Origin of the sequence: Pseudolabrys taiwanensis (assembly GCF_003367395.1) — a bacterium.
Taxonomy (GTDB): Bacteria; Pseudomonadota; Alphaproteobacteria; order Rhizobiales; family Xanthobacteraceae; genus Pseudolabrys; species Pseudolabrys taiwanensis.
Genome location: NZ_CP031417.1, coordinates 3,889,336 through 3,904,612 on the forward strand (window position 1 = coordinate 3,889,336; position 15,277 = coordinate 3,904,612).

Annotated in this window: 14 protein-coding genes and 1 pseudogene; 8 read left to right on the forward strand and 7 right to left on the reverse strand. The window is 61.8% G+C overall.

The features are described from left to right. Positions 1 to 199: 199 nt before the first annotated feature. Positions 200 to 271 (forward strand): annotated as a pseudogene (locus tag DW352_RS27655) (hypothetical protein); the annotation flags it as partial. Positions 272 to 460: 189 nt separating this feature from the next. On the opposite strand, the gene DW352_RS18440 reads toward DW352_RS27655, so the two are convergent. Then, a complete protein-coding gene (locus DW352_RS18440; protein ID WP_115692702.1) occupies positions 461 to 1,225 on the reverse strand; it encodes an SDR family oxidoreductase in 765 nt (254 codons plus the stop codon). 429 nt (positions 1,226 to 1,654) lie between these two features. Between DW352_RS18440 and DW352_RS18450 the strand changes: the two genes are divergently transcribed. Then, positions 1,655 to 2,092, forward strand: coding sequence for a CBS domain-containing protein (locus DW352_RS18450; protein WP_115694487.1), 438 nt, complete (start codon positions 1,655 to 1,657; stop codon positions 2,090 to 2,092). Between the two features lie 106 nt (positions 2,093 to 2,198). Here DW352_RS18450 and DW352_RS18455 read toward each other — a convergent pair whose 3' ends face one another. The 4 genes from DW352_RS18455 to DW352_RS18470 all read right to left on the reverse strand — a co-directional run bounded on the left by DW352_RS18455 (position 2,199) and on the right by DW352_RS18470 (position 4,986). Further along, on the reverse strand, positions 2,199 to 2,903 hold the full coding sequence (locus DW352_RS18455; RefSeq protein ID WP_115692704.1) for an ATP-binding protein: 705 nt from the start codon (positions 2,901 to 2,903) through the stop codon (positions 2,199 to 2,201). Positions 2,904 to 2,938: 35 nt separating this feature from the next. Further along, entirely contained in the window at positions 2,939 to 3,592 is a 654-nt protein-coding gene (locus DW352_RS18460) for an HD domain-containing protein (RefSeq protein WP_115692705.1), read from the reverse strand. Positions 3,593 to 3,630: 38 nt separating this feature from the next. Beyond that, positions 3,631 to 4,044, reverse strand: coding sequence for a cupin domain-containing protein (locus tag DW352_RS18465; RefSeq protein ID WP_115692706.1), 414 nt, complete (start codon positions 4,042 to 4,044; stop codon positions 3,631 to 3,633). A gap of 105 nt (positions 4,045 to 4,149) precedes the next feature. Then, positions 4,150 to 4,986 (reverse strand): alpha/beta fold hydrolase, encoded by an 837-nt coding sequence (locus DW352_RS18470; RefSeq protein WP_115694488.1) that lies wholly within the window; start codon positions 4,984 to 4,986, stop codon positions 4,150 to 4,152. Between the two features lie 595 nt (positions 4,987 to 5,581). On the opposite strand from DW352_RS18470, the gene DW352_RS18475 reads away from it, so the two are divergent. The 5 genes from DW352_RS18475 to DW352_RS18495 all read left to right on the forward strand — a co-directional run bounded on the left by DW352_RS18475 (position 5,582) and on the right by DW352_RS18495 (position 11,476). Further along, positions 5,582 to 8,875 (forward strand): PAS domain-containing protein, encoded by a 3,294-nt coding sequence (locus DW352_RS18475; protein WP_210209856.1) that lies wholly within the window; start codon positions 5,582 to 5,584, stop codon positions 8,873 to 8,875. Beyond that, positions 8,872 to 9,519, forward strand: coding sequence for a response regulator transcription factor (locus tag DW352_RS18480; protein WP_115692707.1), 648 nt, complete (start codon positions 8,872 to 8,874; stop codon positions 9,517 to 9,519). Before DW352_RS18475 ends, DW352_RS18480 begins: the two co-directional genes overlap by 4 nt. Positions 9,520 to 9,557: 38 nt before the next feature. Further along, positions 9,558 to 9,914 carry a response regulator gene (locus DW352_RS18485; protein WP_245434493.1) on the forward strand — a complete coding sequence of 119 codons (357 nt, stop codon included), beginning with the start codon at positions 9,558 to 9,560 and terminating at the stop codon, positions 9,912 to 9,914. Continuing rightward, positions 9,898 to 10,584: a response regulator transcription factor gene (locus DW352_RS18490; protein WP_245434172.1), complete on the forward strand. Its 687-nt coding sequence runs from the start codon at positions 9,898 to 9,900 to the stop codon at positions 10,582 to 10,584. The genes DW352_RS18485 and DW352_RS18490 overlap by 17 nt, the downstream gene beginning before the upstream one ends. Before the next feature lie 142 nt (positions 10,585 to 10,726). Further along, complete coding sequence (locus DW352_RS18495) at positions 10,727 to 11,476, forward strand: SDR family NAD(P)-dependent oxidoreductase (RefSeq protein ID WP_115694490.1); 750 nt, start codon at positions 10,727 to 10,729, stop codon at positions 11,474 to 11,476. Positions 11,477 to 11,517: 41 nt separating this feature from the next. Here the strand turns inward: DW352_RS18495 and DW352_RS18500 are convergent, their stop codons facing one another. Continuing rightward, entirely contained in the window at positions 11,518 to 12,396 is an 879-nt protein-coding gene (locus DW352_RS18500; protein ID WP_115692710.1) for a hypothetical protein, read from the reverse strand. A gap of 110 nt (positions 12,397 to 12,506) precedes the next feature. After that, entirely contained in the window at positions 12,507 to 13,424 is a 918-nt protein-coding gene (locus DW352_RS18505) for an MBL fold metallo-hydrolase (protein WP_115692711.1), read from the reverse strand. A 1,156-nt stretch (positions 13,425 to 14,580) separates the two neighbouring features. Between DW352_RS18505 and DW352_RS18510 the strand changes: the two genes are divergently transcribed. Continuing rightward, a complete protein-coding gene (locus tag DW352_RS18510) occupies positions 14,581 to 15,198 on the forward strand; it encodes a ribonuclease D (RefSeq protein ID WP_115692712.1) in 618 nt (205 codons plus the stop codon). Positions 15,199 to 15,277 lie beyond the last annotated feature (79 nt).

A 15,277-nucleotide genomic window follows, 5' to 3' on the forward strand; every position in this document is an offset into this window, starting at 1 on the left:
TTTCATTAAGCTATGAGTGCAGCAGGGACAATCCTCTCCTGGGCACCAAAGAGCTCCTAGCTCATTGAAATCAATAATTTTTTTGACCGTTCAGTAGGTTGTGGCCGCCCGCGTGACGCACCAGGGTGGTTCATATGCCTCTGCCGATGACGCGACCTCGGAATCACCCGAGACCGGGATCTATCGGCTCCGCAAACGCGTGCCGGCGCATCTCCAAGAGGTCGTCGGCAAGGTCGCAGAGAAGCTAAGCCTTAAGACCCGGGAGCATGGCGAGGCCAAGAAGAGGCTCGCCGTCGCATTGGCGGCCGTGGAGCAACGCTGGGATAACCTTGCCGCCAGCCCGCGACGGCTGACGGAAAGGGAGGCTCAAAATCTCGCTCGTCAATTTACGGTCCATTCCGCCCGACACGACAGCTGCCGTCACGCCGGACGGATGGACTTCGTCGCGAACACGATCGTCTTACTGAGCGGGCGGCGGCGGGACGTGCGTGAGCCACCAGTCGAGCGTGGTCGAGCTGAGGCGTGGGTGGGCGCCGCCTGGAACGAGCGCTGCCTCGCCGACCTTGATGCCGAAATAAGGCGCCTGCGGATCGACGATCACCTTACGCGTGTCATGATCGTATTCGAGGACCTTCCCGACCGCCTGGTCCAAGGTGAATGTGCCGGGGCCCGCGATCTCGATCGTGTCATTTGCCGGCACAGCAAGGGCGGCCGCCGCGACCGCTGAAGCGACATCCTCCGCCGCTATCGGCTGGAACAATACGGGCGGCAAACGCACGACACCATCCGTGGTCGAGAACTGTGCGATCGCGCGGATGAACTCGAAGAACTGCGTGGCATGGACGATCGTGTACGGCGTAGGTGAGCTCTTGATGAGCTGCTCCTGGGCGAGCTTGGCGCGGAAATAGCCGCTGTCCTGCAGCCGCTCGGTGCCGACCACCGAAAGAGCGACGTGATGCTGGACGCCAGCCGCCACTTCAGCCGCGGTGATGTTCTTGCCGGCGGTCTGGAAGAAGTCCATTGCCGCCTTGTCCTCGAAGGACGGTGAGTTGGCGACATCGACGACAACCTTGGCACCGGCGAGAGCTTTGGCCAGGCCTTCGCCCGTAATCGTGTTGACGCCAGTGCTGGGCGCGGCGGCAATCGCCTCGTGCCCCTTCTGTTTCAGCTTCTCGACAACTTTGGACCCAATGAGACCGGTTCCGCCAATAACAACTATCTTCATGACCTCTTCCTCTCGGTGAGCATTCGCGAGGGTGTTTCGTCGCACTTCGTTTGTTCCTGGCCGTCGATTTCGCCCGTCGCTTGCATCGCGGCGCGGGCTCATCAGCGAGCACGAAGGCGTCGCATGCGCAGCCAACTCGTCGCTATCGTGCAAGTGGCCATACGCCGCCAGCCGATGGGCTGGAGAGACCTAAACCTTAGGTTAGCGTTGCAAAGACCGGGCGGGTTGGGCGCGGCAACGATGCAGGATTGGATGGCTGGCGGCGACGGCGCTATCTCCGCGCGCGATCAGGCGATCGCATTCGGAATCGCTCGGGCCCCCGATGCGCCTACACCATCGGGGGGCCAACCCGATGCTTGAGGATGATTCTCGGCGCACGCTATGGAAAGCAGACTCGCTCCGATGGCGCAGCACTTAGGGAGACGGGTCATGCTGATCGAAACATTGCGTCCGATGACATCGGCGCGTCTCGCGACGGTAACAGCGAACGCGACGCTCCTCACCGCGGCTCGCGTCTTGTCTCGTCCTCAAGTTGGACTTCTTATCGTCTGTGATGAAAGCGGGCGGGTGGCCGGAGTTCTAAGTAAGTCCGATGTCATCCGGCATTTGACGAATGCTGGCATAACCGAGGCCTCCGCCGCCAACGTGATGAGCCGGGGTGTCGTTTCGTGCCGTCCCGAAGACGATTTGTATGCAACCTGGCAAAAGATGACCGCTCGGAGCCTTCAGAATATGCCGGTGCTCGACGCCGATTTGATGCCGCTCGGCGTCCTCGATATTCGCGACGCGCTCCGGGCACTCTTCATGAACGAAGAGTACCAGGAGCGACTGTTACAGAACTATATTGATGGCGTCGGCTATCAGTGACACCAGAACCGAGAGGCAACCGGTCGGCCTTTTCGCCGTGAGGCACCCCTGTTGCGTGGGCGAAATGGGGTAATGCTGGCAAGGCCGCGCGGCGGGCTTCGATCCGTCAGGCGACCAGCAATTGCAGTATCACCGTCGTGCCGAAGCCGTGCTTACTTTCAATGATAATGCGACCGCCGGCGTCCTGGACAAATCGTGCGACCATCGACAGGCCCACGCCACCTAATCCGCCGGATTTGGTGGTGAAGAAGGGATCGAAGGCCCGGGCGACGGTCTCCGGTGTCATGCCGATGCCGGTATCGGCGACGCGCAGCTCAATCACCTGGCCGATATCGAGCGCGGCGGCCTCGGCGCGTATCGAGATCATCCCTCCGCCCGGCATGGCATCGCGGGCGTTGAACAGAAGATTGAGCAACGCGTTTTGTAGAGCCAGAGGATCGCAAATCACCGCCGGCAGATCGGGAGACACCTGAACGTCGAGCGCGATCGTGCGATCCCATGCAAGGCCGATGAACCTCTCCACCTCGTCGAGATAGGGTGCGAGCGTCACCGCTCGCACCGCGGCGGCGCGTTCGCTCGCGGTGCCGATAGTCCGCCGCACGAGCGCGCCGGCCCGTTCGAGCGAGGTCGTCGCCCCAGCGAGAACGGAATCGAGACCGGCGGTGCGGATCGTCGGATCCCGTGCGACGATGCTCACCGCCGCTGAAGCGATCTGAATCAGATTGCCCAAGTCATGGACAAGACCGGCGATCGGTTCGGCGCGGGCCGCAAGGAATCCAGCGGAGGCAATATCTGCTTGTGTTTGGGACATCGTCTCGTCTCCCGTGGGCGGGCTGGGCGCGGCAGTCACTCGTCGAACGGCGCATTCATGACGAGGTCGACGGAAGAGGGAGCCCGATATCCAGGGACAAAGCGGTCGCCGAAATCGTGGACGAAGTTGTCGTAGCTGGTCTCGGGGCATGACCGTGCAATGCAACAGAAGCGATTCGTCATCCGAGACTTCATGCCGAGGCGCGGAAACTCGTCGACAATCTTCCTGACTTCGCCCGATGGAATGCGACCATATTGCAGGCCTACCACGTCAAAACAGATGCCGGCCGTGCACAAGGCAACCTCGGCTTCCTTGTATAGGCCAATCGAGGGAGTCGAGTTGAGGGCGACGCTGTCCCAGATCAATTGAGCGCGACGTTTGTCGAACCCTGCCTCGGTGACGAAGCTGCGCGCGAGATCCGCGCCTTCGACCTCGAAACGGCGCGGCCCGGCGAAGGCCTCGTTGAGCGTGATGTCGTGCAGGAGGCTCCCAACGGCGACGACTTCCGTGTCGTGCTCTAGGTTCTGCAATTGGCCGAGCCGCGCTGCAAATAACCAGGAGCGGACAACGTGATTGAAGAGGTAAGGCTCGCATTTCTCGCGGGCGTACTCTATCGCTTGGCCGACGATCGGCGTTGCCGGAACCTCAATGCCAGCCATGATTTGCGTCGCGGTCGATGTCGTATCCATTGCCGTTCTCCTGATGCGCGCCTGTGCTTCTCTGTCGGCTATTTGATAGGACGCGTCAGAATGGTCTCTTGGGTATCGACCACGAACACCGCCAGCAGGCGCGCAGGCTCAGTAGCGCTCGCGTTTTCGCTCACGCGGTGGCGGTCACCCGGAAATTCCGAGAAGCTTTCGCCTTCGCGGTATGTCTTGACCGGCCCATTGTTGACCTGGCTTCGGATCGCGCCCGCCAGGACCGTTGCATAGATGAACGCAGAACTCGGATGGACATGCGCCGAGGACGTGCCGCCGGGGGCGTATTCGACCAGCACGCCCCTGATGCTCTTGCCAGGGACATTCGGCAACGGCTGGTCATAGACGAGCGTGATCCGTGCATCGTCCGGAGCATTAGCGGTGAATGCCGCCATTGAAAGGCTAGCTGTCAGCGCGGTCGCGCAAAGGACTCGCATAAGCATGGTATTTTCTCTCTCTGTGGTGCTGTCTGAAGGAGAGGCCGCCGATCCACACGGGGGGACAGTGGACCGGCGACCTCTTTCGCGCTGCCGTGACGAGTCGCCCGGCTACGCAGTGACAAAGGCGAGAAGGTCCGGGTTCACCACGTCGGCATAGATCGTGCACAAGCCGTGCGGATAGTTCTTGTAGACCTTGAGCGTGGGCTTCTTCAGGAGCTTGACGGAGAGCAGCGCCGAGTCGGCGATCGGCACGATCTGGTCGTCTTCGCCATGCATGACGAGCGTCGGCACGTTGATGGCTTTCAGATCTTCGGTGAAGTCGGTTTCCGAAAAGGCCTTGATGCCGTCGTAGTGCGCCTTGGCGCTGCCAGCCATGCCCTGCCGCCACCAGTTCTGGATCACGCCCACGATCGGCTTGGCGCCGGGACGATTGAAGCCGTAGAAGGGGCCGCTCGGGAAGTCGATATAGAATTGCGCACGGTTGGCCGCGAGTGTCTTCCGCAAGCCGTCCAACACTTCGAGCGGCAGGCCGCCCGGATTAGCCGATGTCTTCACCATGATCGGCGGCACGGCGCCAATGAGCACGAGCTTTGCGACGCGGCCCTGCGGCTGGCCATATTTGGCGACGTAGCGGGTCGCTTCGCCGCCGCCGGTGGAGTGACCGATGTGAACGGCGTTCTTCAGATTGAGGTGCTCCATCACGGCGGACGCATCGGCGGCATAATGGTCCATGTCGTGGCCGTCGCTCACCTGCGCCGAGCGGCCATGGCCGCGCCGGTCATGGGCGACAACGCGGAAGCCCTTGCTGAGGAAGTAGAGCATCTGCGTGTCCCAATCGTCACTGCTCAGCGGCCACCCGTGGTGGAAGACGATCGGCTGGGCGGTCTTCGGGCCCCAGTCCTTGTAAAAGATCTCCGTGCCGTCTTTGGTCGTGATCGTGCCCATGGTGTTCGTGTCCGTGTTTGTGTGAGAGGGAGATGTACGCGCCATGTCGGCGAGGCCGACCGACGGCATTCCGGACGCGACGGCGGCCATCAACGTGCCAAGCACGACATCGCGGCGCGTTGCATGTTCCGAGGAGAGCGTGCCTTTAGTCATCGATCTAGTCCTTGTGTGCGATGAACGTCGTCAGCGTTAGCGCAACAAGGATGCGCTCCTCGGCTGCTGCGGCCTATTCGACAGAGGCATCTCTTTGGCAATGCCAAGATGTAGGGCGCTTAAGCGTTGCGACAGGCGCGCGCTGTGCGGGGGTATGCGGCGCCGGGGGGCGCAGGGTCTATCGGCCGGATCGTTAGCTGTCCGTTAGGTCAGGGCTCGCCGAGGTCTGGTCCAGCACCCATCGCCGGACGGCGTGGCATTCATGATCTCGCGCCAGCCGGAACCGCCATGCACACGAGGGGCCTATGGAATTCCATAGGGTGGCCAGCCCTCCGGCAGACGTTAGTGTCGCGGGTGAACGGCAAACCCGGCGTGCGGCGCGAGTGCTAGACTGGATGGCGAGGCCGCAGAGAAAAGGTCGGCCCAACAGGAGCGGCCGATCATGGAACCAGTACTCATCCAGAGGCGCATTGTGATAGCCGGCGCGGCGGCTGTTGTGGGCACCGCCGCGGTTTGGACCACCGCGGCTCCGTTCGGTTTGCTGGCGCCCTTGGCCGCGCTTTTTCTATTCGCCCGCGGCGGCACAATCTGGATGCTTCATGCGGCAATGTCCTTTGGACTGATGGCTTCGGTGCTCGTTGCGACACTCCAGACAGGCTACGACGGTGTCACACACGCTCCCGCCAGCGCATGGGCGACGTTCTTTGCCATAGCTCTCTGCATCGGCGCGGTGGTAACGACCAGTGCTGCATTGGCGTCTGACGGAAACCTTCGGCTCGCCGCGGGAAACAGCGCGCGTCCTATCACCGTTGCGGCATCGAGCTCTCGCGGAGGCGAGAACCTCATCCATCCGGACGACAGAGCCACGGCGGCGCATGCAGCCGCCCGTGCATTCTGGACAGGCGTTCCTCAAGTCAAACGATATCGGCGCCTCCAGGCCGACGGCAGCTATCGTTGGACGGAGACACGCTCGGAGCCGGGATACAGCGTGAGTGTCGATATCGACGACGTGGTGACAGGGACGGAGCCAACGACGGCGTTGGGCGCGTCAGCCGAAACTGAGGTCGAGCCATTGCAGTCGGCCAAGGTTGTCGAAAGCTTGTTCGGAAATGGGTGGGCGTTCGATCCGGCCGGGCGGTGGATCTTTCTGCATCCTTTCGCTCAGAAATCTCTCGGTGTGACGCTCGACGATCTGAACGCATCGTTGAAAGAGGGGCACACCGCTTGGAAACGGTTGCTTCATCCGGAGGACTATGACCGGGTTGCCGCCGAGTGGCGTCGCTGCCTTGAGACCGGCGACGACTTCAACATTGAGTTTCGCTTTCGACGGGCGACCGGCCTTTATGCGTGGGCCAGAACGGCGGCGCGATCGTCGCGCGACAGCCAAGGTCGGATCACGGGATGGTATGGCATCGCGCTCGACAACGATGTCTACAAGAAGACGGTAGAGGCCTTGCGCGGCCGCGAACGGGAGCTCTCGCAACTTGTGGACATGGTCCCGAGCCATCTCTGGCGGCTGGCCCCGGATGGCGAGCCGATCTTCTTCAACAAGCGCATGGTGGACTTCCTCGGCTTCGATGCTGCCGGCACAGAGAGACCGAACGGGAGAGGGATAGAGGCGCTGATAGATGCCGTGCATCCGGATGACACGGCTGAGTTCAGAGAAAAGCTCGAGCGCTGCCTCGCGACCGGCGAGCCGTTTGCGATGAGATATCGTCTGCGCCGCGTCGATGGCATCTACCGGTGGATGTCGAGCGGTGCGGTGCCGATGCGCGGTGCCGACGGACAGATCGTGCAATGGTACGGCCTTTGCCACGATATTGATGATCAGATGTATGCCGAGGAGGGACTGAAGCGGAGCGAACGCGAGCTGCAGCAGCTTGTCGATGCCTTGCCAATCCACATCTGGAGTTGGACGCCCGACGGCAAGCTGGCCTACGTCAACAAGCGATCTTTAGAGGATCTCGGCATCTCCGGGGCGCATTTTGAAGACGTCACCAAGGTGGCACAAGAGCGGGTTCATCCGGAAGATGCCCCCGAAGTGCTGCGCAAATCGGTCGAGTGCCTCAAAACCGGCGCGCCCTTCGTCATGCGGTATCGCCGGCGCTGGAAGGGCGGCAACTATCGTTGGATAGAGGGGCGGTGCGACCCTCTGCGCGATCAAGACGGAGCGATCGTGCGCTGGTACCAGGTTTCCATCGATATCGACGATCAGATGCGGGCCGAAGAAAAGCTGCGGAACAGCAAGCGGCAACTGGAGCAAATGATCAGCGCCATACCCGTCAATGTCCTGAGCTTCGATCCTTCGGGCAAGATCACGTACACAAGCAAGCGCTATCTGGAGATGGTCGGTTCGCCGCTGGCGCACATTCAGGACTTCGATGCACTCGCCAAGGATCTCGCTCACCCTGAAGATTTTCCGACAATGCACCGGAAGGCAGCACATGGCTTCGCGACCGGCGAGCCTTTCGTGAACCGGTTTCGTCGGCGCGACATACATGGCGTCTATCGCTGGATAGAGGCGCGCGCGCAGCCGCTGCGCGATGAAGATGGTGCAATCGTGCAATGGTATATCGCTTCGATCGATCTCGAAGACGAGGTGCGCGCGCTGCAGGCCTTGCGCGAAAGCGAACGCTCGCTCCGGCAACTCGTCGAAACGCTGCCGGCGATGATCTACTGCGCGACGCCGGACGGCGAACCGACCTATCGCAGTCAGCTGCTCCGCGAATTCCTTGGGTTCGATGTTGATTACATGGATGGGTCGGGCAACTCACGTCTCGAATCGACGCTCAATTTTGTGATTCACCCCGACGATCTGGCAAGGATCAACGAAAAGTATGCGCACTCGCTGTCGACGGGTGAGCAGTATGCGGCGAGGCATCGCCTGCGGCGCTTTGATGGAAAGTGGCGATGGGTCGAGACGCGCGCCACGCCGCTGCGCGATTCCGAGGGGCACATTGTCCAATGGAACGGCGTCTGCCTGGACATCGACGGCGAGGTCAGAACGCAGGAAGAGTTGCGCTTGGCTCAGGAAAAGATGGCGCGCGCCAGTCAAGCGGCGAGCCTCGCCGAATTGTCGGCCTCAATTGCGCACGAGGTCAATCAACCGCTCGCCGCCGTTGTGGCAAACTCTCACGCGTGCCAGCGCTGGCTGACGATCGAACCACCGAATCTCGAACGCGCGCAAAGGACCGTGGAGCGCATCATTCGCGACGCGAACGCCGCTGCTGATGTCGTGAACCGAATTCGCGCGCTCTTCAAAAGATCGATGGAAGTCAGGAGTTCGACGGCCGTTGGCGAAATCATCATGGACGCATGCGGTCTCCTGGCCGAGGAGGCGCAGCGGCGTAGCGTGCGTGTGGACGTCGATATGGCGACGGATATTCCACCTCTCGCGTTGGACCGCGTGCAGATTCAACAGGTTCTGATCAACCTGATGCGCAACGGCATGGAGGCGATGGAGTCTAGCGCCGACACCAAGACGCTGGGTGTACGGGCGGGCAAAAACGGCAATGTTGTTCAGATCGAAGTGAGCGACCGCGGACGAGGAGTAGAGAACCCCGAGAAGATATTCGAGCCGTTCTTCACAACAAAAGAGAGTGGCATGGGAATGGGGCTGGCGATCTGCCGTTCGATTGTAGAATCGCATGGAGGCAAATTGCTGGTCGAAGACAACGACGACGGCGGGGCGACCTTCATTTTCACCTTGCCGATCGGGGCTTCGAGCGCGCCATGACGATGGGCGACCATATTGTCTACATTGTCGATGACGATGCGCGGATCCGCGAGGCGCTGAGCGAGCTGTTGGAGGCGCACGGCATACGCGCCGTTGCCTATGGGTCGGCGGGCGAATACGTGGAGGCCGACAAGCCCGATTTGCCGGCGAGCCTTATCCTCGACGTGGAGCTGCCTGATATCAATGGCCTCGAATTGCAGAAGCAGATCGGCGGCAGCGACCATCCACCGATCGTTTTCATTACCGGGCACGGCGATATCCCGTCGTCGGTACGCGCGATCAAGAGCGGCGCTGTCGACTTTCTGACCAAACCCTTCAGCGACGAAGATTTGCTAGCGGCCGTACGCACCTGCCTGTCGCAGGACCGGCATGCGCGGATTGAGCGCGCCGAGTTGACGAATATCCGGGAGCATTACGAGACGCTAACACCTCGCGAGCGGGACGTCCTGCCGCTGGTCGTCAGCGGCCTTCTCAACAAGCAAGCAGCGGCAGAGCTGGGCATCAGCGAGGTCATGCTCCAGGTCCATCGAAGGAATGTAATGCAGAAAATGGCGGCTGCCTCGCTCGCTGATCTCGTGCGCATGGCTGAGAAGCTCCAGATTCCGGTCACTCATTCGCGCCGCGCGGAGAGGAGCGACCGGTGAACAGTGGCAAAGGAACAGTTGCCGTCGTCGACGACGACATGAGGCTTCTGGAGTCGCTGGAGAACCTGCTCGAATCGGCCGGTTATTCGGTGCGCACGTTCGCCTCGGCCAAAGCGCTATTGGACGGCGGACTGTCGGAGATCGACTGCCTCATCACCGATATCGGCATGCCTGTCATAGACGGCTTCGAACTTCTCGATCTCGCGAAAAAGGCCCGGCCGGATCTGCCGGTATTCCTGATCACGGGCCGACATGAAATCGGCGATCAGAAGCGCGCGAATGCAAAGGACATCAGCGGTTTCTTTCGTAAGCCCTTTGACGGGCCCACTTTATTGGCAGCTCTCGGTGACGCCTTACGCGTAACAGTTGGAGATGACGATGACGGAGCAAGGTGAGGTTCGGAGAAAGACGCCGTCCAAGTCTGAGCGCAAGGGGGACGATCCGCTGGTCATTATCGTTGACGACGATCTCGCAGTTCGTGAGGCGCTTCAGGAGCTGCTTCTCTCGGCGGGAATGCAGCCGATGTGTTTTTCTTCGACGCGGGAGTTTCTCGAGGCCGATGTTCTTGACCTGCCCGGGTGTCTCATCCTCGATGTCCGCATGCCTGGCGCAAGCGGCCTCGATCTACAACGTCAACTGACGGATAAAGGGAGCACCAAGCCGATCATCTTCTTGACGGGCCACGGCGATATTCCGATGACTGTGCAGGCGATGAAGTCGGGCGCCGTCGATTTCCTGACCAAGCCGGTCCGGGATCAGACATTGTTGGATGCGGTAATTGCCGCGATCGAGCGCGATGCCGCCGACAGAGCCAGAGCCGCGGTCGTGCAGAGCACGGTCAGACGCCTTGAAACGCTCACGCCGCGCGAGCGGGAAGTGATGGCGGAGGTGGCGCGCGGACGGCTCAACAAACAGATAGCCTTCGATCTTGGCATCAGTGAAGTGACCGTGAAACTCCATCGGGGCAACGTCATGCGCAAGATGGAGGCTGCTTCGGTCGGCGAGCTCATTCGCGCCTGGGAGGTGCTGCCCGGCGACATCAAGGGGCGCGCAACTCAACCGTAAGCAAATCGAACGTGTCGAGGCACGATGGGGCTAAACCAATGATTAGGTCGCCCCATGCTTCGAGCCAATCGACCAGTCTCGATCGGGAGTGGAGTCTGAGCGCCATCAGGCGCCGGCTTGCCGCTCACAGATGGAGACTCGCATGAAGAGGTTTTCGAACAAGGTTGCCGTCATCACTGGCGGCAACAGTGGAATTGGCTTCGCCATTGCGCAAGCGTTGGTCGCAGAGGGCGCCGAGGTGGTGGTGGTCGGCCGTCGGGCGGATGCCGTGGAAGCCGCCGTCACGGCGCTCGGCGGTCGTGCGACCGGTCTTTCCGGCGATGTCAGCGATCTTGCGACGCACGATCGCGTCGCCGCGCTGGTGGCGGAGCGGTTCGGCGGCGCCGACATTTATGTTGCGAACGCAGGGATCAATCTCATCCAGGCCAGTCCCGAGGTCCGCCCCATGGATTTCGATGCGCAGTTCTTCACGAATGCGCGCGGCACGTTCTTTGGCGTACAAAAGATCGTACCAATGCTGCGCGACGGTGGCGCGATCCTGCTAACCAGTTCCATTGCCGCGCGTAAGGTGCTGGCGGGGCATGCGGTCTATGCCGGCAGCAAGGCAGCGGTGGAAGCTTTCGCCCGAAGCTGGGCACTAGAGCTCAAGGACAGGCGCATTCGCGTGAATGTGCTCAGCCCAGGGCCGACGGCCACGCCGATCATCAAGAAACTTGGTGTCGCGGCCGACGCTCTGCCTGACTTCGAGCGGCAAGTGGCCCAAACGATTCCGCTGGGGCGATTGGGCGAAGCCGAAGAGCTCGCGCGTGCTGCCATGTTCCTATTATCGGCCGATAGCACCTTCGTTACGGGGGTCAATCTCGCCGTCGATGGCGGCATCAGCCTTGTGTGACCGAGGCCAATTGAACGATGTCCTCCCCCCTCGGACCGGCGTCAGCGCCGGCCCGAGAGCCAGGCCGCGACGTTGAGAGCGTAGCGTTGCGTGTCGGCCAACGCTTCGGGAAAGCGCTGCATTCCGTCTCCCGGCGGCTCGGTCACGAAGCTCGGGCAACCCGACCGCGTGTCCCAGTTGTAGTCGGCGAAGTGATGAAAGGTACTCTGCGCGAGGCCGGGACCACCGTACTTGCCCGCCTCGAAGGCGACGGCGATGTTGAAGCGGGCGCCGGTGACCTTGCTCGTTCCTCGCACGATCACGCGCGCAGCTTCTCCCTCGGGCGCGCCGATCCCGCCTTCGTGCGGATGAGCGGGCAGGAAGCGGATCGCCCCTGTCGGTGATGTCTCGTTCGCGAGAATTGGGTGGGGCGGGCCGATAAGTTCTATCGCCTGATAATCGCCGTTCGCACCGGAGTGGAAGTTCGGCCAGGAGATGTGGCTCGTGAACGGATCGTCGATCTTGTGATGTGCCGGATCCGGGTCCGCATGGGTCGTGTGGAAGTAGTGCGCCTTGCCAATGCCGCCGAGTGTGCAGACGGAAGACCCGAGGTCCATGTGGTCGCGCGTGACCAGCAGCCCGCCGCCCCGCGCGCGGAACCGGGAGATCGCCGCGCAGTCTTCTGGCGTCAGCCCGTCACCGCTGTCGACGGCGAACAGCCACAACTGATCGACGTTGCCGGCATCGATCGTCGAGAGTATCGGATCGGGCCGCCCCGGCGGTTCGCGATCCCGCACTGTCACGTCATATAGCGTATTGCCCGCCTCATCGCGCGCGCTGCTCAGGAGCGCCGCAAGCCGACTGAACCGCTTGATCGACCAGTCATCCTCGGTTGTCGGAATCGTCGTCTGAAGCAGAATCCTTGTCGGTCTAGCGGCCATGGCGCTTTCTCCGTCCGTACTTGTCAGAATCAAAGGTCGCGCCGCAGCAGGGCGTGAACTCATCAACGCGATGAGCCCACGCCTTCGTACGGCTGCGATGCGACAAACAGTCAGTAGTCCCAGAACACCGGCACCCACCGAAAGTGATCGCCGTCGACTGCCACATGGCCGACTGAGGGGAACGGCAGATGAGTGGCCACCAGCATCTCGCCGGTGCCGGCCAACTCGCGCAAGAGACGGATGCGGACGCGCGCCGCTTCTTCCGGATCGTGTTCGAAGCCGTTGTACCAGTCAGGCTGCTCGAACCCGACCGCAAACACAGCGTCGCCGGCGAACGTCAGTGCTTCGCCGCCGGACGCCACGCGGACCACGCTATGCCCGGGTGTATGGCCGCCGGTGCGACGGACGACGACACCTGGCGCGACCTCGTGCTCCTCATCGAACTGCCGCAGATGGTTGTGGTAGACCTTCGTGAACTGCTTGGCCGCCGCCCGAAGCGCGTCGGGGAATCCCGGCGGCATGGCGGTGTGGGAGAAATCGGGCGCCTCCCAGAATTTGACCTCGGCAGCCGCCACATGGATCTGCAGGTCCGGACGCAGCCGATCCTTCACGCCCTCGACGAGCAACCCGCCAACGTGATCCATGTGCATGTGTGTCAGCACCACGTCGGTCACGGACGTAAGATCAATGCCGGTGGCTTGCAGTCGGTTGATCAGCTGCCCGGCCCGCGGCAGGTGGAGGTCTGGGTCGGATCCCAGCCCAGCGTCAATGAGGATGGTCTTGTCGCCGCTGCGTACCAGGACCGCATTCAGCGCCCAGTCGAATGCCTTCTGCGGCAGGAACATTTCCTTCAACCAGGCCGACCGCACGGCCGGGTCGGCGTTGTGTCCCAACATCTGCGTCGGCAGTGGGAGCACGCCATCACTGACCACCAGCACTTCAATGTCACCGACCCGCACCGCGTAGCGCGATGGGACCAACTCTTCGGACCCCGATCCACCGGGGCTTTTGATTGTGTCCAATTGCATGTTTCGATCCTCTGACCGCCGCCTTAAACACGGCAACGGCGACGCTATGTGGAGGCGTCTTCGCGGTCGATTGGATCGAGGGAGAGGACAAACCATACCACGGCATAGGTCGTGTCATTTGCGCCGTCCGCGTGCATGTTCGTACTAGCTAATATGAATGCATGGATTGAAAGCCGCACGGTTAGACAATTCGCGCCGCACCAGTTTCGCCAGAAATACTCGCGGTGGAACGTGACGAACGTGGTCACACTGGACGAAGCCGCAATGATATCAAAGTCAGCCGGCAATGCTCCGCGGCTGATAACGGTCTGGTTGTCGATTCGAGTCCGGGGCGCTCGTTACGGCTGACTAGATGCAGTCGCTTCGTTTGATGAGGAACGAAGGCATCGAGCGCTCAGTCAAGCTGTTTGGCAGACAATTTATCTATGTCGTTTCGTGAGTATTGCACCCGTAGGATTGTTCGATACGACACGAGCCCCCTTCAGTTTGCTTCCTTTCGCTCAAACTTGGTGGACGTCCCGAGGGAGACTTTATCTGCCGCGGGCAGAGCTTTGCCGGTAACCGGCAAAACTTGAAGACCTGCACATGCGCTCAAACCCGGAGTGCCACGCCGTCGGCCGTCTCGGATCGGCAAAACCTTTTGGCAGGGAGGCCGGGGTCACCCGGTCGCCCTTTAGTTGCTGCTTGTTTGACGCGACTGCACCGCGCCGCCGAACCGTCAACGGAGCGATGAGTATGGGTCGGGGCAGCCCGGAGCCCCTTCCTGCGGCCAGCGCCGCTTTGGCTGATGCCCTTCAGTATCAATCCGGTGTGTCCCAGGTCGCTTGGCTAGCGCTGAGGCTGGAGCCCGTCGGGGGCCGGCTATGAAGCGCACAATGAAAGTGGCGCCTCCGGGCCCGGCCATTACGGGGATATCAGGATCCCGCAGGACTCGGGCGTGCGGTTGGGGGCGAATTGGATCGGCTCTTGGTCGACCATGGCGGTACGAAGGACTTAGCCTAACGCGTCTCAAATAATTGATTTTATTCTGTTTTAAGTGCGGCAGGGACATTCCTCTCCTGGGCATTAAACGACCGGCAAAGCGGCCTCGCGGGGCTGCTTCTTGTTTTTGGGACGGCGGCTTGCATCTGTTCCGCCCGGTCAGTATCCATCGCCCATGACCATCCGCCTGCACCGCGGCGACCTGCCGGACCTCTCCGCCTACAAAGGCTCCGTGGCGATCGACACCGAGACCATGGGTCTCGACCCGAACCGCGACCGCCTCTGCGTCGTCCAGCTTTCGCCCGGCGACGGCTCGGCCGACGTGGTGCAGATCGGCGCCGGCCAGACGCGCGCGCCCAATATCGAGCGCCTGCTGGCCGACAAATCGGTGCTCAAACTGTTCCATTTCGCGCGATTCGACCTCGGCATCCTGGCCAAGACCTTCGGCGTCATGCCGGAACCGATCTATTGCACCAAGATCGCCTCGCGCCTCGTGCGCACCTACACCGACAGGCACGGCCTCAAGGACCTGGCGCGCGAACTCATCGGCGTCGACCTGTCCAAGCAGCAGCAGTCGTCCGATTGGGGCGCCGACGCGCTCACGGACGCCCAGGTGGCTTATGCCGCCACCGACGTGCTGCACCTGCATGCGCTGAAGGAAAAACTGGACGTCATGCTCGCGCGCGAGGGCCGCGCGGCGCTGGCGGCTGCCTGCTTCGGGTTCCTGCCCGATCGGGTGCGACTCGACCTCGCCGGCTGGGCCGAGCAGGACATTTTCTCGCATTCGGTGTAGATTGGGCGGCGTATTCGGACCGGCCGCGGCCCGATGCCTCGTCGTCATTGCCGCCGATGGGCCATATTCATCGGTCATG